This is a genomic window from Kordiimonas gwangyangensis DSM 19435 = JCM 12864 (genome assembly GCF_000375545.1).
GTDB classification, from domain to species: Bacteria; Pseudomonadota; Alphaproteobacteria; order Sphingomonadales; family Kordiimonadaceae; genus Kordiimonas; species Kordiimonas gwangyangensis.
The window spans coordinates 713846-737349 of record NZ_AQXF01000001.1 but is presented as its reverse complement, the minus strand read 5'-3'; the positions used below and the strand labels follow the sequence as shown (position 1 = coordinate 737349).

General features: G+C 58.4%; 21 protein-coding genes and 1 tRNA gene. 8 read left to right on the top strand and 14 right to left on the bottom strand.

Annotated features, from left to right (window positions below; genetic code table 11):
* Positions 1-35 precede the first annotated feature (35 nt).
* The 6 genes from hpf to B150_RS0103455 form a co-directional block, all read right to left on the bottom strand.
* A complete protein-coding gene (hpf, locus tag B150_RS0103480) occupies positions 36-626 on the bottom strand; it encodes a ribosome hibernation-promoting factor, HPF/YfiA family (protein WP_020398495.1) in 591 nt (196 codons plus the stop codon).
* Positions 627-894: 268 nt separating this feature from the next.
* On the bottom strand, positions 895-2481 hold the full coding sequence (rpoN, locus tag B150_RS0103475; protein ID WP_025897632.1) for an RNA polymerase factor sigma-54: 1587 nt from the start codon (positions 2479-2481) through the stop codon (positions 895-897).
* Positions 2482-2492: 11 nt separating this feature from the next.
* Entirely contained in the window at positions 2493-3278 is a 786-nt protein-coding gene (gene lptB, locus B150_RS0103470; protein WP_020398493.1) for an LPS export ABC transporter ATP-binding protein, read from the bottom strand.
* A 196-nt stretch (positions 3279-3474) separates the two neighbouring features.
* Positions 3475-4011: a lipopolysaccharide transport periplasmic protein LptA gene (gene lptA, locus B150_RS19575; protein ID WP_020398492.1), complete on the bottom strand. Its 537-nt coding sequence runs from the start codon at positions 4009-4011 to the stop codon at positions 3475-3477.
* An 8-nt stretch (positions 4012-4019) separates the two neighbouring features.
* Positions 4020-4769, bottom strand: a complete 750-nt coding sequence (locus B150_RS0103460; RefSeq protein WP_020398491.1) for a hypothetical protein — start codon at positions 4767-4769, stop codon at positions 4020-4022.
* A 15-nt stretch (positions 4770-4784) separates the two neighbouring features.
* Positions 4785-5396: a ribonuclease D gene (locus B150_RS0103455; RefSeq protein WP_020398490.1), complete on the bottom strand. Its 612-nt coding sequence runs from the start codon at positions 5394-5396 to the stop codon at positions 4785-4787.
* Positions 5397-5683: 287 nt separating this feature from the next.
* Between B150_RS0103455 and B150_RS0103450 the strand changes: the two genes are divergently transcribed.
* Positions 5684-6475, top strand: a complete 792-nt coding sequence (locus tag B150_RS0103450; protein ID WP_020398489.1) for a thioesterase family protein — start codon at positions 5684-5686, stop codon at positions 6473-6475.
* Positions 6476-6484: 9 nt separating this feature from the next.
* Here B150_RS0103450 and B150_RS0103445 read toward each other — a convergent pair whose 3' ends face one another.
* The 4 genes from B150_RS0103445 to B150_RS0103430 all read right to left on the bottom strand — a co-directional run bounded on the left by B150_RS0103445 (position 6485) and on the right by B150_RS0103430 (position 8596).
* Positions 6485-7600, bottom strand: coding sequence for a THUMP domain-containing class I SAM-dependent RNA methyltransferase (locus tag B150_RS0103445; RefSeq protein WP_020398488.1), 1116 nt, complete (start codon positions 7598-7600; stop codon positions 6485-6487).
* Between the two features lie 58 nt (positions 7601-7658).
* Positions 7659-8003, bottom strand: coding sequence for an ArsR/SmtB family transcription factor (locus B150_RS0103440; RefSeq protein ID WP_020398487.1), 345 nt, complete (start codon positions 8001-8003; stop codon positions 7659-7661).
* A 57-nt stretch (positions 8004-8060) separates the two neighbouring features.
* Positions 8061-8414 carry a YigZ family protein gene (locus tag B150_RS0103435; RefSeq protein WP_020398486.1) on the bottom strand — a complete coding sequence of 118 codons (354 nt, stop codon included), beginning with the start codon at positions 8412-8414 and terminating at the stop codon, positions 8061-8063.
* 95 nt (positions 8415-8509) lie between these two features.
* Positions 8510-8596, bottom strand: a tRNA-Leu gene (locus B150_RS0103430).
* Positions 8597-8797: 201 nt separating this feature from the next.
* On the opposite strand from B150_RS0103430, the gene B150_RS0103425 reads away from it, so the two are divergent.
* Positions 8798-9739 carry a complex I NDUFA9 subunit family protein gene (locus B150_RS0103425; RefSeq protein ID WP_020398485.1) on the top strand — a complete coding sequence of 314 codons (942 nt, stop codon included), beginning with the start codon at positions 8798-8800 and terminating at the stop codon, positions 9737-9739.
* Here the strand turns inward: B150_RS0103425 and B150_RS0103420 are convergent.
* Positions 9726-10289 carry a hypothetical protein gene (locus B150_RS0103420; protein WP_020398484.1) on the bottom strand — a complete coding sequence of 188 codons (564 nt, stop codon included), beginning with the start codon at positions 10287-10289 and terminating at the stop codon, positions 9726-9728. The genes B150_RS0103425 and B150_RS0103420 overlap by 14 nt on opposite strands.
* A 71-nt stretch (positions 10290-10360) precedes the next feature.
* The gene (locus tag B150_RS0103415) at positions 10361-11191 is read right to left on the bottom strand and encodes an undecaprenyl-diphosphate phosphatase (RefSeq protein ID WP_020398483.1); all 831 of its coding nucleotides are present in this window, start codon (positions 11189-11191) and stop codon (positions 10361-10363) included.
* A gap of 426 nt (positions 11192-11617) precedes the next feature.
* Between B150_RS0103415 and B150_RS0103410 the strand changes: the two genes are divergently transcribed.
* The 5 genes from B150_RS0103410 (at position 11618) to B150_RS0103390 (ending at position 19670) form a co-directional block, all read left to right on the top strand.
* Positions 11618-13045, top strand: a complete 1428-nt coding sequence (locus B150_RS0103410; protein WP_020398482.1) for an NAD(P)-dependent oxidoreductase — start codon at positions 11618-11620, stop codon at positions 13043-13045.
* A gap of 17 nt (positions 13046-13062) precedes the next feature.
* Positions 13063-17571, top strand: a complete 4509-nt coding sequence (gltB, locus tag B150_RS0103405; protein WP_020398481.1) for a glutamate synthase large subunit — start codon at positions 13063-13065, stop codon at positions 17569-17571.
* Between the two features lie 78 nt (positions 17572-17649).
* A complete protein-coding gene (locus tag B150_RS0103400) occupies positions 17650-18318 on the top strand; it encodes a glutathione S-transferase family protein (protein WP_020398480.1) in 669 nt (222 codons plus the stop codon).
* Complete coding sequence (queG, locus tag B150_RS0103395) at positions 18319-19365, top strand: tRNA epoxyqueuosine(34) reductase QueG (RefSeq protein ID WP_020398479.1); 1047 nt, start codon at positions 18319-18321, stop codon at positions 19363-19365.
* Positions 19362-19670: a hypothetical protein gene (locus tag B150_RS0103390; protein WP_020398478.1), complete on the top strand. Its 309-nt coding sequence runs from the start codon at positions 19362-19364 to the stop codon at positions 19668-19670. The genes queG and B150_RS0103390 overlap by 4 nt, the downstream gene beginning before the upstream one ends.
* Here B150_RS0103390 and B150_RS0103385 read toward each other — a convergent pair.
* On the bottom strand, positions 19660-20928 hold the full coding sequence (locus B150_RS0103385) for an SMP-30/gluconolactonase/LRE family protein (protein WP_020398477.1): 1269 nt from the start codon (positions 20926-20928) through the stop codon (positions 19660-19662). The two genes, B150_RS0103390 and B150_RS0103385, sit on opposite strands and share 11 nt — an antisense overlap.
* A gap of 64 nt (positions 20929-20992) precedes the next feature.
* Between B150_RS0103385 and B150_RS0103380 the strand changes: the two genes are divergently transcribed.
* Positions 20993-21511 carry a PAS domain-containing protein gene (locus B150_RS0103380; protein WP_155859918.1) on the top strand — a complete coding sequence of 173 codons (519 nt, stop codon included), beginning with the start codon at positions 20993-20995 and terminating at the stop codon, positions 21509-21511.
* Here the strand turns inward: B150_RS0103380 and B150_RS19570 are convergent, their stop codons facing one another.
* On the bottom strand, positions 21512-23281 hold the full coding sequence (locus B150_RS19570) for a DEAD/DEAH box helicase (protein WP_020398475.1): 1770 nt from the start codon (positions 23279-23281) through the stop codon (positions 21512-21514).
* Positions 23282-23504: the final 223 nt, after the last annotated feature.

Below are 23504 nucleotides of genomic sequence, written 5' to 3'. Positions count from 1 at the left end.
CTTTCTGGCTTAAGTCCTATCAGTTCCGAAAGGCGCTAACTGCTGGCACCGGGGCTTATCCACCCGATATTGCCATCCTGGCGGCGATAGACCACCTCCAGCGTTTCGCTCTTACGGTTTCTAAAGACGAATGCGTTGGCGTCAGCCAGGTCCATCAACATCACAGCATCACCCACGGATACCCGCGGGATCTCCTTCTTGCTTTCCGCGATGATGATCGGCTGATCGTCATGCCCATTTACGGCCTGTTCGTTCCCGTCATCGTCTTCCTCCTCCGGCGCGATAATCGTATCGCGGGCCAATTCCATGGCCACTTCGCGCTGCGGAGTATGGTGGTGGTTCTTAAGCCGTCGTTTGTAACGACGCAACTGTTTTTCTACTTTCTCGGCTGCATCCTCGAAAGCAGCATAGGGATCATCGGCTTCGCCCCTTGCCTGGAGGCTGATTCCCTGATTGGCGTGGAGTGATATATCTACTCGGGTAAGGTGACCCTCCTTTACGAAGGTGGTTGTAGCATCAATGGTGCGGCTGAAATATTTATCTGCGATTGTTTCGAGGCGTTCTTCAACATGGCTGGTGAGTGCTGCGCCTACATTCATTTTCCGTCCGGTTACATTGATATCCATAGGTGCCAATCATCCTTTCTCTGGCTGCCGGGGAGGCAGCCTTCTTCGGTAACACGGGTCATTGCAACCCGCCTTGCGGCACATTGGTCCGATGCCTTTCCCCGTCCGACATCGGGGCCGCTGTCAGCTATTGCGGCTAACAAAAATAGCCTACCACAAAAGATGGTTTAAGTGTGGTTAATGGGGAATGATTTATGTCAAATTTTTGAAACTAAACGGCAATTGAAGGGCGCTCGGGCAGGGCGTTGGGGCATCGTGTGAAAACGACTCACGAACCCATGTTCTTGAGGCGGCGGCGTTGCACCGAGGACGGGATGCGCATCGCCTCCCGATATTTGGCGACTGTACGCCGCGCGATGTCGATCCCCTCGGCCTGCATCATGTCCACGAGCTTGTCATCGGAAAGGATCTTTTTCGGGCTTTCGGCGTCAATCAGTTCCTTGAGGCGGAATTTGACCGACTCGGATGAATGCGCGTCACCACCGTCGCCCGCGTTGATGGCGGATGTGAAGAAATACTTCAGTTCAAACATACCGCGCGGGCAGGACATGAACTTGTTGTTGGTCACACGTGACACGGTGCTTTCATGCATGCCGATCTCGTCCGCGATGTCCTTGAGCGTGAGCGGCTTGAGAAAGCGCACACCGTGCTCGAAGAAATGCGCCTGCGTTTTTACAAGTGCAGTCGAGACCTTGAGGATCGTCCGTGCCCGCTGATCGAGCGCCTTCACCAACCAGTTGGCCGACGACACACAGTCAGACACAAAGGTCTTCGCTTCCTTGCCGCTCGCGACTTCCGTAAGCTCCGACAGGTATTGCTGGTTCACCAGAACTTTGGGTAGCGTATCGGTATTCAACTCAACCACCCATGTGCCAGCGCGGCTTTTGTGGACAAAAATATCCGGCACCACCGGCTGAACCGACGCGGTGCCGAACGCGAGGCCCGGTTTGGGGTTCAGCGCGCGGATTTCCTTGACCATATCGGCGATATCGTCCTGATCCACACCGCACAGGCGCTTGATGGCTGCCATGTCGCGTTTCGCGAGCAGGTCGAGGTTATTGATCAGCGCTTCCATGGCCGGATCAAAGCGGTCCAGCTCACGCAGCTGGATCGCGAGGCATTCACCAAGGGTGCGCGCGAACACGCCCGATGGCTCGAGCGACTGGAGCACCGTGAGAATACGGTCTACCTCTTCGGCTGTCGCGCCCAGTTGCTCAGCAGTCTCGTCAACGGCTTCAGCACGAATGTAGCCAGCTTCGTCAACAAGGTCGATCAGGTGGGTCGCGATCATGCGCTCAATGGGGCTATGAAGCGCCACCACCATCTGACGCATCAGATAGTCCTGCAGGCTTTCTTCGCCTTCGAGGGTCTGGTCAAGACCGCGTTCATCGAAACCGCCGCCTGAGCCTTTGACCGAGCCGCCACCATCGTATGACAAGCTGCCAGATGACAGCCCTTCGCCGCCGTCGCCCACACGGTCGGAAACGGCATCGCTATTATAGATATTGGTTTCATAGTCGGCGTCGAGCGCGCCGTCATTGCCGGACGAAGTGTCCATCTGGCTTTCAAGGCCGCGGTCAGCCGCGATGATGCCGTCGCTACCGTCACCGCCCGCGTCGCCACCTTCGCGCAGGTAATCGTCTGTCGCGGTGCCGCCCTGTTCGCCGCTTTCTTGCGCGATGGGACCGTCGGATGGGTCGCCAACTTCCAGAAGCGGGTTGCGCTCGACTTCCTGGGCCACGTAGTCGGCGAGCTCAAGGTTCGAAAGCTGCAAAAGCTTGATCGCCTGCTGCAGCTGGGGTGTCATCACCAGCTGTTGGCTCTGTCTTAGATCAAGCCTTGGCGTTAAAGCCACGATACCCCCTCCTAAAGGCTGAAACTCTCACCCAGGTACACCCGGCGTACATCCGGGTCCTTGAGCACAGCTTCTGCGTTCCCCTCAAACAGCACATGCCCGTCATAGATAATGTAGGCGCGGTCGATGATATCGAGTGTTTCGCGCACGTTGTGGTCGGTAATCAGCACGCCAATGCCGCGGTCTTTCAGGTGGGCCGTCAGGTCGCGGATGTCCGCGATGGCAATGGGGTCGATGCCCGCAAATGGCTCATCCAGCAGCACGAAGCTTGGCCGTGCCGCCAGCGCGCGAGCGATCTCGCAGCGCCGCCGCTCACCACCCGAAAGTGCAAGCGCGGGTGTGTTGCGCAAATGGGTGATCGAAAATTCGTCAAGAAGCTCGTCGATCATGGAATCGCGCAGTGCGCGGTCCTTCTCCACCACCTCAAGGATGGCACGGATGTTTTCCTCAACAGTCATGCCGCGGAAAATGCTTGTTTCCTGCGGCAGGTAGCCGATACCAAGCCGTGCGCGGCGATACATGGGCAGATGTGTTACGTCATGGCCGTCAAGCTCGACACGGCCATGGTCGGGCGCGATCAGGCCTGTGATCGAATAGAAGCAGGTGGTTTTGCCGGCGCCGTTTGGCCCCAGAAGGCCAACCACTTCGCCGCGGTGGACGGAAAGGGACACATCCCTAAGGACCGGCCGCCCGCTATAGGCTTTGCCGATACCGCGTACATGCAGGCCTTCGCTCTCGCGCTCAGTGTTGCTGTTCGCGTTCGACGTTTGACTGCTTGCGCTGCCATTCACACTCATAAACCATCCCTTATTGCGGGCCTTCCGTGTCAGGTTTTCCCCGGCCTGATCACCCGCGAAGCTGTTTGGCTCATTTTATGCATGAGCTTTATCAATAAATCATGAAGATGGGCGCGATGCTAGAGAAAAGCAATGCCCGGACACTAAATTACCGGGGCTTTTGCCAGTGTAAAGAAGCGCTTAAGTGCGCCACCGTTCACTCTTGGTCGTCTTTTTTCTCTTTTTGACCGGGCACGCTGAACTGGCCGCGAACACGTCCGTCTTCGCTTGCCTTGCCGTCGAGTTTCGCGAGGCCGGACACCAGATCAAACTCCAGCCGGTCACCTTTGAGCGTGTTGTCACCCTGCTTGAAAGTCACGTTGCCACCGAGGGTAATGAGCCTGCGGTCAACATCATAGACACCCCAGTCGCCGGTCAGTGTTTCGCTATCGGACGCCAGTTTGACGGCGCCTTCCGCGTCAAGGCGGGAGATAGACGGGTTTTCGACGCCGTTTTCGGTCTGGTAAAAGACGGTCAGCGCGTCGGCATTCAGGGTCATATCACCCTGTTTGACCGAAACAGCCCCTTTGAAGATGGCGCGGCCTTCCTTTTGCTTCATCTCCAGCCGTTCGGCGGTGATGTCGATCGGCTGGTAAGTGTCATGGTTCTTGAGGACCGACTGCGCGGACACGGCGCCCGATAGCGCGAGACCGGTGGCAATGAAAAGCGGAAGGGTTTTTGCACGAAAAGTCATAACTTGCCTCACGAGCCCGCAAACTGGCTGCGGTGGTTATTGGGGTGGCTGGTCAGGCGCGGCGCCTTGGGGCCGTTTGCCTCAGGTCTGCGTGGCACAAGGGACATCTTGACCCCGCCCTCAAACACGCCTTCCTGTGTATCAACCAGAATTTCCATGGTGTTGGCCTGCAACTGGCCAACCTCTGATGCGCCGCGGATATTGCCGCTGCCAACCGCTTTGTGGGCTTTGAGGTCAATCTCCGCGCCGTCCATCTCAAGCTGGTAGCCGGCGGCGGACCTTAGCGACACACCGCCGATAAGAGAAAGTGTGCTGTCTTTCATGCGGTAAATGCCGGTGCGGGCATGCACAAATGCCGGGTTGCCAGGCTGCAGTTCCATTTGGGCACGGATGTCGCTCAGGCGAATGCGGGGAGAACTTGCGTCCTCCTGCCTGCCTGTCGTCGCTTCAACGCTGAAAAGCCGGTTGCCGGAATCAGTGCCCACATAACGCGGGTTGGTCATATGAATGACGCCGTCACTTTTTGCAACTTCCTCACGCGACAGGGTGAAGCTGACTTCTTTTTCATTAATGAACGGCCAAAGAATGGTCGTTGCGCCCACGATTACCGCAAGAACTGGCAATAGCACCCGCATCACCACGATGAAGCGGTCCCAGCTGTCACCTTGCGGCACAATTGGCAGCGGCGACAGTGCATCGCGGGCACGTTCACGTGCCGCGTCGCGACTGCTGAGATGGTCCTGTGCGGGCTGTGCCATGCGGTTCAGGGGTCCTTAGTGCGAAAAAATATCCATGGGTTCAAAACCCTTGAGGTCGAGATCTGCCCGTGTTGGCAGGAAGGCAAAAGCGGCGGCGGCCAGTTCGGTCCGGCCTTCGCGAGCCAGCATCATGTCGAGCTTCGCCTTGCACGCATGAAGGTATAGCACGTCCGAGGCGGCATATTCCTGCTGCGCGGAGGTAATCTCATCAGCGCCCCAGTCGCTGGACTGCTGTTGCTTGTCGAGATCAACACCCGCCAGTTCGCGCACAAGGTCCTTGAGGCCGTGCCGATCCGTATAGGTGCGTGCAAGCTTGGAAGCGATTTTGGTGCAATAGACCGGGCTGGTGTCGACGCCCAGGTACTGCTTCATCACAGCCACGTCAAAGCGCGCGAAGTGGAAAAGCTTGAGCACATTCTTGTCGGTAAGCAGGCGGCACAGGTTCGGCGCGTTATATTCGCCCTTCCTGAAGCGCACCAGGTGCGCATTGCCGTCGCCGCTTGAAAGCTGCACCACGCACAGCCGGTCGCGGTGCGGGTTCAGGCCCATCGTCTCGCTATCGATTGCCACAACAGAGCCAAGGTCAAGCCCGTCCGGCAGGTCGCCCTCATAGAGATGGATGGCCATATATACTCCTGAAACTTTCTAACCCGTTGATCTTGCACATATTCGGGCCGCCCGTAAACCCATGCACAAAGGCATCGTGTTGGTACCTGCCAGAATTTGACAGGCGGTGCGGCCATTATAAAGACCCTTGTGGCAGAAAAAAGGACTATATGCGAGGACTTTGCAGGCTATGTTTCACTGCAAGGGGGTCATACAGAAATGCATGCTTGTCGTGTGCAGACATGGGTCTATCTGTAGCGGTACATCCATGCAAACGCGGTCCCGCCCGAATGTATTTAGGAGTTATTATGCAGGAACGAAATTTCGCCGACATTCTGAATGACATCGGCGGCATCGACGCCCGTGCAGACCTGACCGAGGGCTGGACACAAGGACGCGCGGTATTTGGTGGCCTTGTCGCGGCGCTTCTCGCGCGAGGTATGACGCACACGCTCTCGGCGCCCAAATCATTGCGCTCACTTATGGTATCGTTCATTGGGCCAGCGCCTGCCGGTACTGTGCGGGTTCAGTCGGAGCTCCTGCGCGAAGGGCGTAATGTGACGCAGGCAACGGCGCGGCTTTATGACGGCGACGCTGTGTGCGCGCAGGCGATGGCGGCATTTGGAACTGACCGCGAGACCAAGGCTGTCGCGTCAGAACTGCCGTTTGCGCCAGAAGCGCGCGACAGTGTGCCGCCCATGGACAGTGCTGTGCGCCTGCTGCCTGCATTCCTCAAACATTTCGACGTGCACTGGACCGGTGGCGGCATTCCCATGTCGAACCAGAAGGCGCGGCGGCTTGGCAAATGGGTGCGCCATAAGGACGATATGTCGGCCATGCCGATGGAAGCGCTGGTTGCAGTGGCGGACATTCCGCCGCCCGTGATGATGTCGCACTATGACAGGCCGGTGATGGCAAGCTCGCTCAGCTGGTCGCTTGAATTTGTAACCCCTCCCGAGAGCGTGAAACCGGGATGGTTCTATCTTGATTATAGCCTTGAGGCTGCCGCGGGTGGTTATAGCCAGCAGTCCGGCCGCATCTTCACCGAAGGTGGCGACCTGGTGGCGCTATCGCGCCAGTGCATGGTCTATTTCGAATAGGGTACCCTATCAGCCCTGCAGTGGCAGCGTTTTATAGAGTTTTACCGGGATGCCGCCGTGTGAGAAAGCAGTAGTGCGCTTGACGAACGAAAGCCCGGTCGCCCGCACGAGGTCAGCCGAGTTGGTGACGATGCCGACACGCCAGCCCTTGAAGCGGCTATTCAGTGTGTTCCCCAAAGCCTGATAAAGCGGCATCAATTTTTTGGTGTCGCCAATGCGGCCGCCATAGGGCGGATTGACGATAATGAGGCCGGTTGGCCCTTCAGGGGGCGTGAGGTCGCTGATGGCCTGGCGTATGAAGTGGGTGTGGGAGCCGACGCTGGCGCGGTCCGCGTTTGCCACGCACATGGTAATGGCGCCCGCATCACGGTCAAAACCGTAAAAACCCTTGTCGCTTTCGCGGGGGCTCGTGTCTGCTTTCATGGCCTGCCATGCGTCTGCTTCAAAGCTTTTGAGGTCTTCAAACGCGAAGCGGCGGCTGCGGCCGGGATAAAGACCATGCGCAATTTCTGCTGCTTCAATTACAAAAGTGCCGGATCCGCACATGGGGTCGATCACTGGCTCGGTGCCTCTGTAACCACATTCCCTTAAAAGTAGCGCGGCCAGATTTTCGCGCATTGGCGCCTTGTTGACCGCTTCCTTGTGCCCGCGTTTGTGAAGCGGGTCACCGGAAGTATCGACACTGATGGTGCAGAGGTCATCGATAATGCGCACCTTTATGCACAAGTCAGCATCCGACGAAATGGTTGCGCCGGTGGTGGCAGCAATTGCCTTCTCAAAGCGTTCAGCGGCGGCCTTGTCGTGATAGATGCGGGACTTTTTGCAGCTGACTTCAACACGCACCGGTATATCGCCGCGCAAGGTGTCGGACCAGGGGAAACTGTGCGCGCGCTTGTCGAGCTTTGCCAGGTGTTGCGCACGGAACTCCCCGAGGCGGGCGAGCACGTGGCTCGCGCCGCGCACCATAAGGTTGGCGCGCCATACATCGGGCCAGCCGCCGCGAAAGCTCACACCGCCATGGGTGGGAGTCGCGCCTTCAAAGCCCTTTTCCTGTACTTCGGAAAGCAGCGGACGCTCAAGGCCCGGTACGGTGGCGAGGAATATTTCAAAGTCAGATGTGCTCATGTGCGCCTACTAGCTGGTTTTAAAGGGTCCGTCGACAGTTTCGGTGCTTCGCCACCGTTTATTCCCATTCGATCGACTCGTCGGCTGTCAGCAGGGTTTGTAGCTCCACCTTGCGGCGCGCGCTGTCTTCCCAGAAGGGCCTGAAATCTTCAAGCCATTCGGCGACGAGCTCCAAGGGGGCCGCTTCCAGTTTGCGCGGGCGGCGCTGCGCATCGGCGCTGGTGGTGACAAGACCCGCGGACGCCAGCACCTTGAGGTGTTTGGACAGCGCAGGCTGGGAAATGCTGAGTGGCTCCAGCAGTTCACTGACCGTCGCGTCCCCGTCGCGCAGGCGTGCGAGGATAGAGCGCCTCGTGGGGTCCGCGAGGGCAAAAAGTACGGTACTGAGCGCAGGTTCGGCCATGATCCACCTATATATCCAGGTGGTTATATTATTTGAAAAACCAGTGCTTTGACAGGGTTATTTAAGCGCGTGGTCAATATAGTAGCGCACTGCGTCCTGCACATGGCGGAAGCGGTCACCGCCCAGATGTTTGCCGCCATACCAGCGCGTGACCACAACGATATGATTGCGGATATCTTCGCGCTCCAGCATGCGCACGATCACCATGCCCGCGCCGCTTTCACCGTCATCGTTTTTCACCGGTTCATCGTCTGCAAGGAAGGCCCATGTATTATGGGTCGCCTTGGCGAACTTCTTTTTGCGGCAAAGCTCCTTGATAAACGCCTTGGCGTCGTCGGGGGTATGGCACTCGCCGCCCGAAACCGCGTATTTCGATCCTCGGTCTGTTATTATGCCTTCGAATATCTGCATGGGGTTTCTATGCTGCAGCAGCGCCTCGCTGTCAAATGCACGGCTTTAATGGATGGGCCAAAAAGCAAAAACCCGCCTGAAAGGCGGGTTTTGAATGGTGCCCAGAAGAGGACTCGAACCTCCACGTCCATACGGACACTAGCACCTGAAGCTAGCGCGTCTACCAATTCCGCCATCTGGGCACGCAGTAAATTGGTCGGCGGGATTTAGCGCGGGCGGGGGGTGGCTGTCAAGCGCTCACATTCAAAAAAGCATCATGAGCCTCATAATTTTGCCGCGTCATCTGGTCCCAGTGTTCGCGCGTATGCAGAATTGCCACATTTTTCGTGTGGGTTTAGACTGAATGGCGAAAAAAACTTCTACCCGGCACAGGAGGTTACAGTATGAAATCCCGGCATGTGACAGTGATTGGAGGCTCAGGCTTCATCGGGCGCTATGTGGTGGAGAAGCTGGCGGCGCGCGGCGATGTGATTCGCGTGGGGGTCAGGCGTCCCCATGAGGCGCAGTTCCTCAAACCCCTTGGTGACTTGGGCCAGATCGAGATTCTGGCGACCAATATCAAAAATGAGGCTTCCCTCAAGCGCGTGGTCAAGGATGCGGACTGTGTGATCAACCTTGTGGGCGTGCTTTATGAAAGTGGCGGCCAAACCTTTGATGCGGTCCAAAACGAGGGGGCAGGCATGGCGGCAAGGCTCGCCGCCGAGGCCGGCGTGAAGACTTTCGTACAGATGTCAGCGCTTGGCGCCGATGCGAGTTCGCCGTCTGTGTATGCCCGCAGCAAGGCCGCCGGTGAAGCAGCCGTGTTGGAGGCGTTCCCAACTGCCACAATCCTGCGCCCGAGTGTGGTTTTTGGCCCGGAAGACGGTTTCTATAACCGCTTTGCCTCACTCGCGGCCAAGCTGCCGTTTCTGCCATTCCCGGGGCTGAATACGAAGTTCCAGCCTGTCTATGTGCGGGACGTGGCCGAGGCTATCGTACGCGTGAGCCTGGGCGGCAAAGGGGTAGAAGGCCAGACCTTCTCGCTCGGTGGCCCGCAGGTGAAAACCCTGCGCGCGCTTCTGGATGAGATGATGGACTATACCGGCGTGCGCCGGCCCATGTTCAATGTGCCCATGGGCCTCGCGATGATGAAAGCAACATTCCTGGGTCTCCTGCCGAACCCGCCGCTCACACGCGATCAGGTCAAGCTTCTTGGCACAGATAACATCGTGCCGGAAGGTGCCAAGGGCATGAAAGACCTCGGTATCACGCCCACACGTATCAGCGCGGTGCTGCCCCTTTATATGGAGCATCACCGTCGCCACGGCCAATTCAAGGACGCTTGAGGTAAAGTGGCTGCACTGACGCGATGAAGCCGCGCTGGATTTTGCTGTCCACGCGCTCATCGCAGCGGGCAGTCGCGGCGTATATCAAGTTCGCGCGCACCAGCACCTTGATATAGCTGCGCTGGTGGCTGACCGATCCGAAGCTGTCGGCCGTCAGGCGCACCAGCATCTCGCGCCCCTTGATACCCTCGTTTGAAATGCTTACATCGCTCAGAATTTCGTCGTCGGCGCTATAGCTCTGGAGGAGCGCCCACTCAACCGCCTTCTCGGGATTGGTGAAAACGCGCCCATCACCGCCAAAAAACTCGGCCACGGTCAGGTTGAAGGTGCAGAAATTTTGCCCCGTGCCGTATTCGGTAAAGTCCCAGCCGGTAAACTTGCACTCGGGCACGTCCGGGCAGGCCTCTGTGGCTGTGTAGTCGGGCGTGTCCGGGAATGTTGCCGTGATGGCGAGCCGCGTGTCGGAGACCGTATATGGCTGTGCGGCCGCAGAAAAAGGCGTACCCGCAATAAGCCAGCCAGCGGCGGCAAGTGAAATCAGTTTTTTCAAGATAGTGTTCCCCACCGAAGAAACATTGCGATGGGGAAGAGTAGCGCGGCCCTCATGAACAGCAAGTGAATTCAGATGGTGCCTGCCGCGATGAGCGCGAACAGGAAAAGGCCGAGCGCCACGCGGTAAATCACAAAGATGGCCATGCTGGCGTGCGCGAGCCATTTCATAAGGAAGTGGATGGCGGCAAGGGCCGCGAGGCACGACAGGCCCGCCGCGATGCCAGCCTCCGCCCAGACGATGCTGTCACCGCTCGTGGCCACATCTTTGCCAAGGAGAACGGCCGCACCAATGATGGTCGGGATCGACAGGAGGAGCGAGAAACGCGCACTGTCCTGCCGGTTGAAACCAAGGTAGCGCGCCGCAGTCATGGTAATGCCCGAACGGCTGGTGCCGGGGATGAGCGCAAGCATCTGTGCGAGCCCGATAATCAGTGCTGGTTTGATTGCCATACGTTCAAGCGACTTTTCCGTCGCGCCCACGCGGTCCGCCCAATAGAGCAGAAGGCCAAACACGATGGATGTGGTGGCGATCACGGCCGCGCCGCGCATGAGGTCTACAGTGCCGGTCACCTTCAGCATGAAACCGACGATGACAGCGGGGATGGTCGCGATGACAATGGCCCAGAATAGCTTGCCGTAGATGGTGCCTTCTATCGCGCGGCGGGCGGGGGCGATGCCAATGCTGCCAAGGCCGGCGAGGAACAGGCCCTTGGTATCGTCCCGGAAATAAACCAGAACGGCCACAAGTGTGCCCACATGCACCGAGACATCCATCATCAGCCCCTGATCGGTCCAGCCGGTGAGAACCGGGATCAATACCAAATGGCCACTGGAGCTGATGGGCAGGAATTCGGTAATACCCTGAACAATCGCCAGGATGAAAAGATGCAGTGCCGTCACAGGCCGGTCCCTCCCCAAGAAAATATCGCATAGCCCTTATAACAAGTCCGCATTTTGGGGGCGATAGCCTATATAGTACAATAATGGTACTAAAAAACGCTGGAACGCCCCGAAAAGAATCGTTAAATTTAAGTGGCTTACAAAAAATAGGTCAGTATATGTTACCTATTATGCATTTTTTGCGTGAAATTTGGTATTTTTGAATTTATAATGCGCGGCATCGGAATCGCGGACAGCAAAATTTCTCGGCGACACAGAGTAACTTGCACGCCCCGACAAAGACTGGAGCCAAACTGGCTCACCATGATCTTTCGGGACCGTCACGCTACTGCGTTTGAGAACGCTGTCCATCGCTCCGGGCCAATAAAATACGGCTTGCAGGCCTTCGCCTGCGGGCTTCAACTGTCAGACTGAGAAGGGTGCCCTATGGCCGACGATCTGCTCAAATTTGTTTCGATCGACCAGAAAATGCCGGACAAGCGCAAAGCGGAAGAGCGCAAGCAGGACTTTTCGGAAGTTTATGCGCGCTACAATATCGACGGCGCCAAGGAACAATCCAGCCGCTGCAGCCAGTGCGGTGTGCCTTTCTGCCAGATTCACTGCCCGCTAGGGAACAATATCCCCGACTGGCTGCGCCTCACGGCTGAAGGCCGCTTGCAGGAGGCGTATGAAATCTCCTCCGCCACCAACAATATGCCGGAAATCTGTGGCCGCATCTGCCCGCAGGACCGCTTGTGTGAAGGCAACTGTGTGATCGAGAAGGATTTCGATTCGGTCACCATCGGCAGTGTTGAGAAATTTATTACCGATAACGCTTGGGATAATGGCTGGGTGAAACCCATCACCCCGCGCCGCGAACTTGACCAGAGTGTTGGCATCATTGGCGCGGGTCCTGCTGGCCTCGCAGCCGCCGAAGAGCTGCGGAAAGCAGGCTATCAGGTTCATATCTATGATCGGCACGATCGTGCTGGCGGCCTCCTTATATATGGCATCCCCGGCTTCAAGCTCGAGAAGGACGTTGTGGGTCGCCGCACCGGTCGGCTTGAGCAATCGGGCATCACCTTCCACCTTGACTTTGAAGTGGGCGACAAAGAAGGCCTGTCGGAACTGCGCGAAAAACATGACGCTATCCTGATCGCGACCGGTGTTTACCGCGCCCGCGGCCTCAAGGTGCCGGGTGTTGGTCTTGGCGGCATCCGCGAAGCGCTCGATTACCTGATCGCCTCCAACCGCAAGGGCCTTGGTGACAAGGTGCCGGAGTTTGAAAGCGGTGCCCTCGACGCCAATGGCAAGAATGTTGTCGTTATCGGCGGCGGTGATACCGCGATGGACTGTGTGCGTACCGCTGTGCGGCAAGGCGCCAAGTCGGTCAAATGCCTTTATCGCCGTGACCGGGCCAACATGCCCGGTTCTGTGCGGGAAGTGCAGAACGCCGAGGAAGAAGGCGTTGAATTTGTCTGGCTCTCGGGGCCTGAAGCTTTCCTTGGCGACAAGGAAGTTGAAGGCGTGCGCGCTTACGAGATGCGCCTCGGCGCACCTGACGCCACTGGGCGCCAAGCGCCGGAGCCCGTGCCGAACTCGTCCTTCACGCTTGACTGTGAGCTTGCGATTCTCGCGCTCGGGTTTGAGCCTGAGGACCTGCCCGCCCTCTTTGGTGCGCCCGAACTTCGGGTCACACGCTGGGGCACGGTCACGGTCGACCATAAAACCATGATGAGCAATCTGGATGGTGTGTTTGCCGCAGGCGATATCGTTCGCGGTGCGTCACTTGTTGTTTGGGCCATCCGCGATGGCCGCGACGCCGCCGACCAGATCAAAACCTACCTGCGCGAACGCGCAACTGTTGCCGCGTAAAGAAGGGAAGCCAGAAGATGCAGATGTATAACGAGCATGTACCGGGCCCCATCGGCCTCTATGACCCGGCGGACGAACATTCCTCCTGCGGTGTCGGCCTTGTTGCAGCCATGAACGGCAAACCCTCGCGCCGTGTGGTGCTGATGGGGATCGAGGCGCTTCAGGCGATCTGGCACCGCGGTGCGGTGGACGCTGACGGCAAAACCGGTGACGGCGCGGGTATCCACGTTGAAATCCCGCAGGAGTTCTTCAAGGAACACGTGCGCGCGACCGGCCACGTGCCCGCGGAGGGCCGTTTGGCTGTCGGCATGGTCTTCCTGCCGCGCGTCGACCTGTCGGCACAGGAAGTCTGCCGCACGATTGTGGAAAAAGAGATCCTTGCCTTTGGCTATACCATCTACGGCTGGCGCCAGGTCCCGGTCGATATCGATGTGATTGGCCAAAAGGCCGAAAGCACCCGCCCCGAGATTGAGCAGATCATGATCGCCAACTCGAAAGGTGTGGACGAAGAAACGTTTGAGCGTGAGCTTTATCTTGTGCGCCGCCGCATCGAATCCGCCGTGATCCGCGCGCAGGTGGGGGATTTCTACATCTGTTCGCTTTCGTGCCGTTCGGTCATCTACAAAGGGCTATTTCTGGCCGAACAACTTTCGACCTTCTACCCGGACCTTGAGGATGAGCGTTTTGTCTCCTCCTTCGCGATCTACCACCAGCGTTATTCCACAAATACTTTCCCGCAGTGGTGGCTCGCACAGCCCTTCCGCATGCTGGCGCACAACGGCGAGATCAACACCATCCGCGGCAACGTGAACTGGATGCGCAGCCACCAGATTCGTATGGCTTCGATCGCTTTTGGCGAAAACTCGGAAGATATCAAACCGGTGATCCCGAAGGGGGCGTCCGATAGCGCGGCGCTTGATGCGGTTTATGAAGTCATGGTGCGCGCGGGCCGTTCGGCACCCATGGTGAAAACCCTACTGGTGCCCGAGGCCTGGACCAACAAGGAAAGCATGCCCGAAGCGCACCGCGCCATGTATGCTTATACAAACTCGGTGATGGAACCATGGGACGGCCCGGCAGCACTCGCCGCCACCGATGGCCGCTGGGTTGTCGCGGGCCTCGACCGGAACGGCCTTCGTCCGATGCGCTTCACCGTCACCAATGATGGTTTCCTCGTGGTGGGGTCCGAGACCGGCATGGTGGTCGTGGACGAAGAAGATGTGATGGAAAAAGGCCGCCTCGGCCCGGGCCAGATGATTGCGCTCGACCTTCAGGAAGGCCAGTTCTATCACGACCGTGAAATCAAGGACAAACTGGCCGCCTCCCAGCCGTTTGAGGACTGGGTGCAGGATATCCGCGGTATTGATGAACTGCCGGGTTTCCGTGGCCCAGAGGAGCCTGCGTTTAAAGGCGAAGAACTGAAGCGCCGTCAGATTGTGGCGGGCCTCAGCCATGAAGACCTTGAGCTGATCCTGCATCCGCAGGTGGCGACGGCTAAGGAAGCCATCGGTTCGATGGGTGACGATACGCCGCTTGCCGTGCTGTCGTCCAAATACCGCAACATGTCGCATTTCTTCCGGCAGAATTTCAGCCAAGTGACTAACCCGCCGATTGACAGCCTGCGTGAACACAGGGTGATGAGCCTCAAAACGCGCTTTGGCAACTTCGCCAACGTGCTTGATGGCGGCCACACGCAGGCGGGAGCCATCGTGCTCGACAGCCCGGTGATCTCCAACCGTGAGTGGAACACGCTCGTTGAACACTTCGGTGACGCAGCCCAGGTGATCGACTGTACGTTTGACGTACATGGCGGCAAGGGCGCGCTCCGCGAAGCGATTGACCGTATCCGCCGCGAGGCTGAGGATGCCGTGCGCGCGGGCCGTGGCCACCTGTTCCTGACCGACGAGAATATCACCGAAGACCGCGCGCCGGTGCCGATGATCCTCGCGACCGGCGGCCTGCACACACACCTTCTCAACGAGGGTCTACGTACATTCACCAGCCTGAACGTGCGCGCGAGCGAATGCCTTGACCCGCACTATTTTGCCGTGCTGATCGGCGCGGGCGCTACGACCGTGAACGCCTACCTGGCGCAGGACGCCATCGCGGACCGTCACGCCAAAGGCCTCTTTGGTGACATGAGCCTCAATGACGCCATCTGGCGCGCATCCGAGGCCATTGATCAGGGCCTGCTGAAAATCCTCTCCAAGATGGGGATTTCGGTCATCTCGTCCTACCGGGGTGGTAACAACTTCGAGGCGCTTGGGCTCTCGCGCTCGCTCGTCGCGGAGTTCTTCCCTGGTATGCCGACCAAAATTTCCGGTATCGGCCTCGCCGGTATCCAGAAAAAAGTGCTGGAGCAGCACGCCAAAGCCTTTGCGGATGACGCGCTGGTGCTGCCGATTGGTGGCCTCTACCGCTATCGCCGTGGCGGTGAGGTTCATGCCCATGATGGCCAGCTTATTCACCTGCTGCAGTCAGCAGTTGGGCAGGACAACTATGCCAAATATCTCACCTACTCCCGCGGGCTTCACAAGCTGCCGCCGGTGAATCTGCGTGACCTGATGGATTTCCGCCGCCCCGAAAAAGGTATGCCGATCGACGAGGTGGAATCGATCACCCAGATCCGCAAACGGTTCATCACGCCGGGTATGTCCCTTGGCGCACTGTCGGTGGAGGCACACGAAACGCTTGCTATTGCCATGAACCGCATTGGCGCCAAGTCGGTTTCCGGTGAAGGGGGCGAGGACAGCAAGCGCTACAAGCCCTATGAGAACGGCGATAACGCCAACAGCCCGATCAAACAGGTGGCCTCCGGCCGCTTCGGGGTGACCGCGGAATACCTGAACGCGTGTGAAGAGCTTGAAATCAAGATCGCGCAGGGCGCCAAGCCCGGCGAGGGCGGTCAGTTGCCCGGTTTCAAGGTGACGGAGATGATTGCAAAACTGCGTCACTCCACACCGGGCGTGACACTTATATCCCCGCCGCCGCACCATGATATCTATTCAATCGAGGATCTGGCGCAGCTGATCTACGACCTGAAGCAGATCAACCCGCGTGCCAAAGTGTGCGTGAAGCTGGTGTCTTCGGCTGGTATCGGCACGATCGCAGCCGGTGTCGCGAAGGCGCATGCAGATGTGATCCTGGTAAGTGGTCATTCAGGCGGCACAGGCGCAAGCCCGCAAACCAGCATCAAATATGCCGGTACGCCGTGGGAAATCGGCCTCGCCGAGGTCAATCAGGTGCTGACGCTCAATGGCCTTCGCCACCGGGTGAAGCTCCGCACGGACGGCGGCATCCGCACCGGTCGTGACGTGGTGATCGCGGCCATGCTGGGCGCCGAGGAGTATGGCGTCGGCACGGCTTCCCTCGTGGCGCTTGGCTGTATCATGGTACGCCAGTGCCATTCGAACACATGCCCCGTGGGCATCTGTACGCAGGACGAGGACCTCCGCAAGAAATTCGACGGTACGGCGGAGAAGGTTGTGAACCTCTTCAGCTTTATCGCCGAAGAAACCCGTGAAATCCTCGCGGAGCTCGGCGTCGAGAAGCTTGATGACATCATCGGCCGTACCGACCTGTTGCATCAGGTCAGCCGCGGTGCGGAACACCTTGATGACCTCGACCTCAACCCGCTTCTCGTGCAGGTGGGCGGGCGTTCGCACCGCTCCGTCTGCACGCTTGAGGGCCGCAACGAGGTGCCGGATTCGCTCGATGCCCGCATGCTTGAGGATGCCAAGGCCGTGTTCACAAAAGGTGAGAAAATGCAGCTCACCTATTCGGTGCAGAACACTTTGCGCGCCATCGGCACACGCTTCTCGTCCGAGATCACGCGCACTTTCGGTATGTATGGCCTTCGGCCTGACCATGTGACCGTGCGGCTGCGTGGTTCGGCGGGCCAGTCGCTGGGCGCGTTTGCGGTACAAGGCCTCAAGCTCGAAGTCGCGGGCGACGCCAACGACTATGTGGGCAAGGGCCTCTCGGGCGGCACTATCGTGGTGCGGCCATCGAACCGGGCGTCCTTCAATTCGAAAGACAATACGATCATCGGCAACACTGTGCTTTACGGCGCAACCGCGGGCAAACTGTTTGCAGCCGGTCAGGCCGGTGAACGTTTTGCGGTTCGTAACTCGGGCGCGAGTGTGGTGATTGAGGGCTGTGGTGCCAACGGCTGTGAATATATGACCGGCGGCACAGCGGTGATCCTTGGCTCCGTCGGTGACAACTTCGGTGCTGGCATGACCGGCGGCATGGCCTTCGTGCTCGATGATGAAGGCACGCTTGAAGAACACATCAACAATGACACCGTGCTTTATAGCCGCCTTGCCAGCGAACACTGGGAGTCGGTGCTCAAGGCGCTCATTGAGGAACATGTGGCGGAAACCCATTCACGCTGGGGTGCGACCGTGCTCTCTAACTGGGACGCCAAAAAGGGCATGTTCTGGCAGGTTGTGCCAAAGGAAATGGTGAACCGGCTCGAGCATCCAATCAGCGATGAAGCGGTGGACGAGAAGCTGACAGCCTGACGCACAAAAATATATTGCACGCGTTACGCAAATTCCGAATTGGCGACCCCTGAAACATACGTTATGTAAGGGGTCGCCATGCCGACACTTTATCATCACTGGCTTAGTCCATCCGCTCGCTTTGTGCGCGTGCTTCTCGCCGAGAAGCGCGTCGATTTCACTTTGAAGCTGGAGCGGGAGTGGGAACGCAGGCCTGCCTTCCTTGCGCTCAACCCCGCGGGTGAAGTGCCGGTGCTGGTGATGGATGACGGCCACGCCTATTCAGGCACCATGGCAATTGCCGAATATCTTGAAGAAGTGATCCCCGAGCCGCCGATGCTGATCGGCGACGCGGATGAACGCTATGAGATCAGGCGCCTCGCCGGCTGGTTCCATTCCAAAGTGGGCACCGAAGTCACGCGCCATACGGTGTCGGAGAAGCTGTTCAAGCGTTTCCTTGGCATGGGGGAGCCGGATTCGGAAGCGATCCGCTGCGCGTCTCATAACCTCAAGGTTCACCTCAAATACATCACCTATCTGGCCGAACGCCGCCACTATCTGGCGGGCCAGCAGTTCACCATGGCTGATGCGGCCGCGGCGTCCCACATCTCGGTTGTCGATTATTTCGGTGACATCAACTGGGAACAGTGGCCGATGGTGAAAGAATGGTACGTGCGGGTGAAATCGCGCCGCTCGATCCGCGCGCTGCTCACGGATCGTATCACCGGCCTCACGCCGCCGAAACATTACCAGGAACTGGATTTCTAAGTGGCTGGGCCCGGCGATATCCGCGCCGAGCTTGAAGCCAAAGCGACCGAGCTCGGGTTTGATGCCTTCGGCATTACCGAGGCTGAATTGCGCGATGACGTGGCCGAATGGCTGCATGGTTTTGTCGCCGAAGGCCGCCACGGCACCATGGAATGGATGGAAACCCGCCTGCATCACCGTGCCAGCCCGCGCGCGCTGTGGCCGAATGCGAAGTCCGCCATCATGCTCGGTGTCAACTATGGCCCCAAAGATGACCCACGCCTGCTATTAGATGCGCCCGAATACGGCAACATCTCCGTCTATGCGCGCGGCAAGGACTATCACGACATCATCAAGAAACGCCTCAAGGCTTTTGCGCGCTGGATTGTGGAGACGTACGGCTGCGAGTTGAAGGTGTTTGTCGACACGGCACCGGTGCCCGAAAAACCGCTGGCGTCCGCTGCAGGTCTTGGCTGGCAGGGCAAGCACACCAATATGGTCAGCCGCGAGTTTGGCAGCTGGCTGTTCCTGGGGGCAATCTATACCGATATGGATCTGGCCCACGATAGCCCGCACCGCGACCAGTGCGGCTCCTGCCGCGCCTGCATCGAGGCCTGCCCGACGGACGCTTTCCCCGCGCCTTACCAGATTGATGCGCGGCGCTGCATTTCCTACCTCACGATTGAACACAAAGGCCCGATCGCGGAGGAATTCCGCCGCGCGCTTGGCAACCGCATCTATGGTTGCGATGATTGCCTCGCCGCCTGTCCGTGGAACAAGTTTGCGCAAGCAAGCCATGAGGCCGCCTTCCATGCCCGTGTGGAACTGGGCGCGCCTGCGCTCAGTGACTTGGTGGTGCTGGATGACGCAAGCTTCCGCGAAGTCTTCTCCGGCAGCCCAATCAAACGCATCGGCCGTGACCGTTTTGTGCGCAATGTGCTTTATGCCATCGGTAATTCGGGCAACACGGGCCACTTGCCAGCGGTCAACAATCTTTGCCATGATGCCAGCGAAGTGGTGCGCGACGCAGCCCTGTGGGCCAAGGCGCAGCTTGGGGGGAAGGCATGAAAGTACCGGGATGGCGGCTTGCGGCCGCGCTTTTGATTGTGGTGCTGGCAGCATGGTTCACATTCCGGCTGCCTGAAGTACCAACACGGGTGGTGACAGCCGAAGTGGTGTCGCTCGAGGATCTTGAGGGCGGTTGGCGCGCCATTACCGTCAAATTTAAAGACGGTAGGCTAGAGCGAATTGAAACGCTGACACCTTTCTTCTTCAAACCCGGCTATCCGGTCCATGTCGGTGTTTATGAACGGCTCCTCTTCGCCGATCATTATGACATCGTAGCCGAGTCCAAATACTCCGCTAATCCCTGATTAGCATCACCGGTGTCACGGCAGGTGGCTCCATCCCTTGGCGGATAGCGCCGCTCTCTCCGTATTTGGGCCACTGGCTTGCGGCAATATAGTAGATGCCGTGTTTGCCGCTGACACCAAGCGTAGGTTCATCCCAGCCCTCAAGCCCCTGCGCCAGCACCGTGGTGCCGGTGATGGCATCACCATCCATGTGTATCTCTATAATACGCTGCGGCGTAACGCCGTTCTGGATCGCGATCAGGCGGCCGTTATGAGCAACCAGCCCATCGATCCCAAGAAGAGATGTGTCTGCTGGGGTATCCAATAAAGTCGCCTCGCCTGACTTTTCATCAAGCTTCCAGATGCCGCGGCCATAGTCGGCCATATAGAGGCCTTTACCCGGCAGGTCGGCCATGCCCTGCGGGCTCATGAAACCCTTGTGGTTGAAGGCAGGCAGCAGTGTGTCACCTTCAACCCGGTATATCTTTTTACCCTGGGCGTCGCTCACGTAGATGGTGCCGTCTGATGTGATGGTCAGATCAGCGAGTTGTTGGCCTTCGGTGCCGTCCGGCAAGGTCCAGACGGTGATCACATCGCCCGTTTCCGGGTTGATTTTGGCAAGGCCTGTCTGGCCTTCGCCCGGTACAAAGCCGGGTGTCTGCTCGACCCGCGCGAAGGTCGCGTAAAGGCTGCCGTCATGCATGGCCATGCCAAAGAAGCTACCGAACTCATGGTCTCTGGCATCAACCACCATGGTCGCTTTATGGCCGTTCATGCGATAGATGCCGCCAGACACCACGGTACCGACATAAAGGGTGCCGTCCTCTGCCATGGCGATGCCTTCTACGAGGCGCAGGTCCGCGGGTAGCGGCGTGTCGATGTCAGCAGTTCCGATCGTACGGGTATTTCGGGCGAAGGCATCCTGGAGTGTTTGCCATGCATCATAGGCGACAGCTTCCTTCACTTTGGCCTGAATTTCATCACCAGGAACCAGGCCAAGCGCCGCATAGGCCCGCAGTGCTTCAGCCGCGCGCTGGCCGTCGCCGGTTGACGCTGCAAGATATGCCACATTGCCAAGAAGGCCCGGGTGTGTGGGGCGGAACGCCAGTGCTTCCTCCATCGCTTTGAGCGCGGCAGCCAGTTCACCAGCGCGGAAGGCCTCTCCGCCTTTTGCGCGGGCTGCTTGACTGGCTTCAAATGACGCTTCATCTTCCCCGGCGGCGGGCAGCGATGGTGCTGCGAGGCTTAGGGTAAGGGCTACGGCTAACCATTTGTTCATAGCTTGGTCCTATCTTGCACAGTCAACGGGGACTCGGGAAAGTCACATCAGTATGAAGCCAGAAGTGGGTGATAGCAAAGGCGCTTCGTCAAGCCGCTTGCGGCAGGACGATTATCAGGCGCGCACTCACGGTCTGGCAGACCTTGAGGCCAATAGCGCCGTTGATGCCGCGCTCTGCCGGTTTGAAAGCGTGACGCCCCTTTGGGCGGGTGGTGTAATACCGCCCAGAAAAGCACTCAAATTCCAGCATTTTGTTGGCTGGCATGCCCGTATGGTCGTGTCGGACCTGCTTGAGAATGGCGACCTTCGCTTCCGCATCATTGGCGACAGGGTGATGGACATGTTTGGCCGTCGCCTGAAGGCGGGCGACCTGTTTTCAGGTCTGCCGCATGTGACGTTTGATGATTATGCCGATTATTTCAAGGCGATCAGGGCGGGTGGGGCTTATGGCCGCTATTCGGGTGTTATCCCGTTCGAGGGGCAGGATCACCGGTCATTTGAAGTGCTTGACCTGCCTGCCGCAAACGAGGAAGGCCAGCCGGCCTTCCTGTTCAGCTTTTTCTTTTTAGGTCGCGCGCGCTAGTTAAGCGGAGCGACGCTTGAGTGGCTGGTTGCCGCCAACCTTCGCTTTGCGTGGTTTGCCAAATGCGGGCTTGCCAGCTTTGCTCATTGGCTTGCCTCCGGCTTTGCCAGCATGTTTCTTGGCTGCGCCCGGTTTGCCACCAGCGAAGTCACCAGCTTTTTTGCCGCCCTTGGGGCTGAATTTACCAGCAGGCTTCGAGAAGGTTTTGCCATCGTCCGACTTGCGGCCCTCGGCTTTGCGGCCTTCGCCTTTCCAGTCGCCATCGCGCTTACCTTCGGTTTTCCAACCGCCTTCACGCTTGCCTTCGGACTTCCAGTTGCCCTCGCGCTTGCCCTCGGATTTCCAGCCGCCTTCGCGTTTAGCTTCGGACTTGAAGTCACCGTCGCGTTTGCCTTCAGTCTTCCAACCGCCTTCACGCTTACCTTCAGCTTTCCAGCCACCATCGCGCTTACCGTCGGTCTTCCAATCGCCAGAGCGTTTGCCTTCGCCTTTTTTCGCGAATGGCTTGTCGCCAAACGGTTTGTCACCGCGTTTGCCTTTGCCGGCGCCTTTCGCAAAGTTGCCTTTGCCGAAACCGCCTTTGGCCCCGCGCGAACCCGGACGAGCTGAAGGCTTGAACTTCTTGCGCTCGATCACCAGCGGGAACGGGTTGTTCTGCTCAACCTCGATTTCCATCTTGATCAGGCGTTCGATGGCTTTCAGAAGGCCAAATTCGCCTTTGGAGCAGAAGGTGAAAGCTTCGCCAGACTTGCCGCCGCGGGCCGTACGGCCAATGCGGTGCACGTAGGATTCGGCTTCAACTGGTACGTCAATATTGAACACGTGGCCGATGTCCTTCACGTCGATGCCGCGCGCGGCAACGTCTGTCGCCACGAGGAAATCCGTGCGGTCGGTCTTGAAGGAGCGGATGATGCGCTCACGCTGACGCTGCTGTTTGTCGCCGTGAATCGACTGGGCGTTCAGGCCTTGCTCAAGCATATAGTCTGCCAGCTCATCAGCTTCGCGCTTGGTGCGCACGAAGATGAGCGACTTCGATACCTTGTGCTCTTCGATCATGTGGAGCAGGAGGTCATGTTTCTTGTCATACGGCACGAACAGGACCTTGTGGGTCAGGTTGTCTGCCACCGTTGCTTCGCGGGCGACCTCGATATGCTCCGGGTCGGTCAATAGGGAGCCAGCAAGCTCACGGATACGGTGATCCATGGTGGCGGAGAACATGACCGACTGGTGGTCGTTCATCATTTTGGCTGCGATACCGCGTACATCGTCAACAAAACCCATGTCGAGCATGCGGTCAGCCTCGTCGAGCACGAAATAGCTGGCTTCATCAAGATAGATGTTGCCTTGTTTCATGTGGTCAATAAGGCGGCCCGGGGTCGCGACCAGGATATCCACGCCGCGGCGCAGGATATGGGTCTGGGTGCGGTAAGGCGCGCCACCGAAAATGGTGCAGTTCTTGAGCTCGGTGAAGCGGGTGAGGGCTTTCACGGTCTCGGAAATCTGCAGGGCAAGTTCGCGTGTCGGCGCAAGGATAAGCGCGCGCGGCATGCCGCTTTTCGGCTTGTCTTCATAGGTCATCAGGCGCTCAATCATTGGCACGACAAATGCCGCGGTCTTGCCGCCGCCAGTTTGTGCGATACCAATAACGTCCTGGCCTGCCATCAAGGTCGGGATGGTGGCAGCTTGAATTTCGGTGGTGGTGGTAAAGCCGAGATCGTCAATAGCACGAAGTACCGGCGCGCTGAGGCCCAGCGTACTGAAGTCTGTCATAAATGTCCTAGCATCGGTTAAGGCCCCCATTCAGGGGCGTTTATCAAATGGCGGAACGCCTTTTCCTTAACCGCTAGTAGTAGGGACGGGGCTTTTTCGCCTATCCCGGGACACTTATGGTCTTGTGCGACTTCGCACGGAAACTTCGTTCATATGGGCCGGTCATCCGACCCCTTCGCCGCTGGCCCATCAGGGGCCGCGATCAATTTCGCCGCGCGCTCTA

Bases quoted from the DNA above. Each gene is read 5' to 3' on its own strand.
- hpf (WP_020398495.1), bottom strand. From the start codon at position 626: ATGGATATCAATGTAACCGGACGGAAAATGAATGTAGGCGCAGCACTC.
- lptB (WP_020398493.1), bottom strand. From the start codon at position 3,278: ATGAGTGTGAATGGCAGCGCAAGCAGTCAAACGTCGAACGCGAACAGC.
- lptA (WP_020398492.1), bottom strand. From the start codon at position 4,011: ATGACTTTTCGTGCAAAAACCCTTCCGCTTTTCATTGCCACCGGTCTC.
- B150_RS0103460 (WP_020398491.1), bottom strand. From the start codon at position 4,769: ATGGCACAGCCCGCACAGGACCATCTCAGCAGTCGCGACGCGGCACGT.
- B150_RS0103455 (WP_020398490.1), bottom strand. From the start codon at position 5,396: ATGGCCATCCATCTCTATGAGGGCGACCTGCCGGACGGGCTTGACCTT.
- B150_RS0103450 (WP_020398489.1), top strand. From the start codon at position 5,684: ATGCAGGAACGAAATTTCGCCGACATTCTGAATGACATCGGCGGCATC.
- B150_RS0103445 (WP_020398488.1), bottom strand. From the start codon at position 7,600: ATGAGCACATCTGACTTTGAAATATTCCTCGCCACCGTACCGGGCCTT.
- B150_RS0103440 (WP_020398487.1), bottom strand. From the start codon at position 8,003: ATGGCCGAACCTGCGCTCAGTACCGTACTTTTTGCCCTCGCGGACCCC.
- B150_RS0103435 (WP_020398486.1), bottom strand. From the start codon at position 8,414: ATGCAGATATTCGAAGGCATAATAACAGACCGAGGATCGAAATACGCG.
- B150_RS0103425 (WP_020398485.1), top strand. From the start codon at position 8,798: ATGAAATCCCGGCATGTGACAGTGATTGGAGGCTCAGGCTTCATCGGG.
- B150_RS0103410 (WP_020398482.1), top strand. From the start codon at position 11,618: ATGGCCGACGATCTGCTCAAATTTGTTTCGATCGACCAGAAAATGCCG.
- gltB (WP_020398481.1), top strand. From the start codon at position 13,063: ATGCAGATGTATAACGAGCATGTACCGGGCCCCATCGGCCTCTATGAC.
- B150_RS0103400 (WP_020398480.1), top strand. From the start codon at position 17,650: ATGCCGACACTTTATCATCACTGGCTTAGTCCATCCGCTCGCTTTGTG.
- B150_RS0103390 (WP_020398478.1), top strand. From the start codon at position 19,362: ATGAAAGTACCGGGATGGCGGCTTGCGGCCGCGCTTTTGATTGTGGTG.
- B150_RS0103385 (WP_020398477.1), bottom strand. From the start codon at position 20,928: ATGAACAAATGGTTAGCCGTAGCCCTTACCCTAAGCCTCGCAGCACCA.
- B150_RS19570 (WP_020398475.1), bottom strand. From the start codon at position 23,281: ATGACAGACTTCAGTACGCTGGGCCTCAGCGCGCCGGTACTTCGTGCT.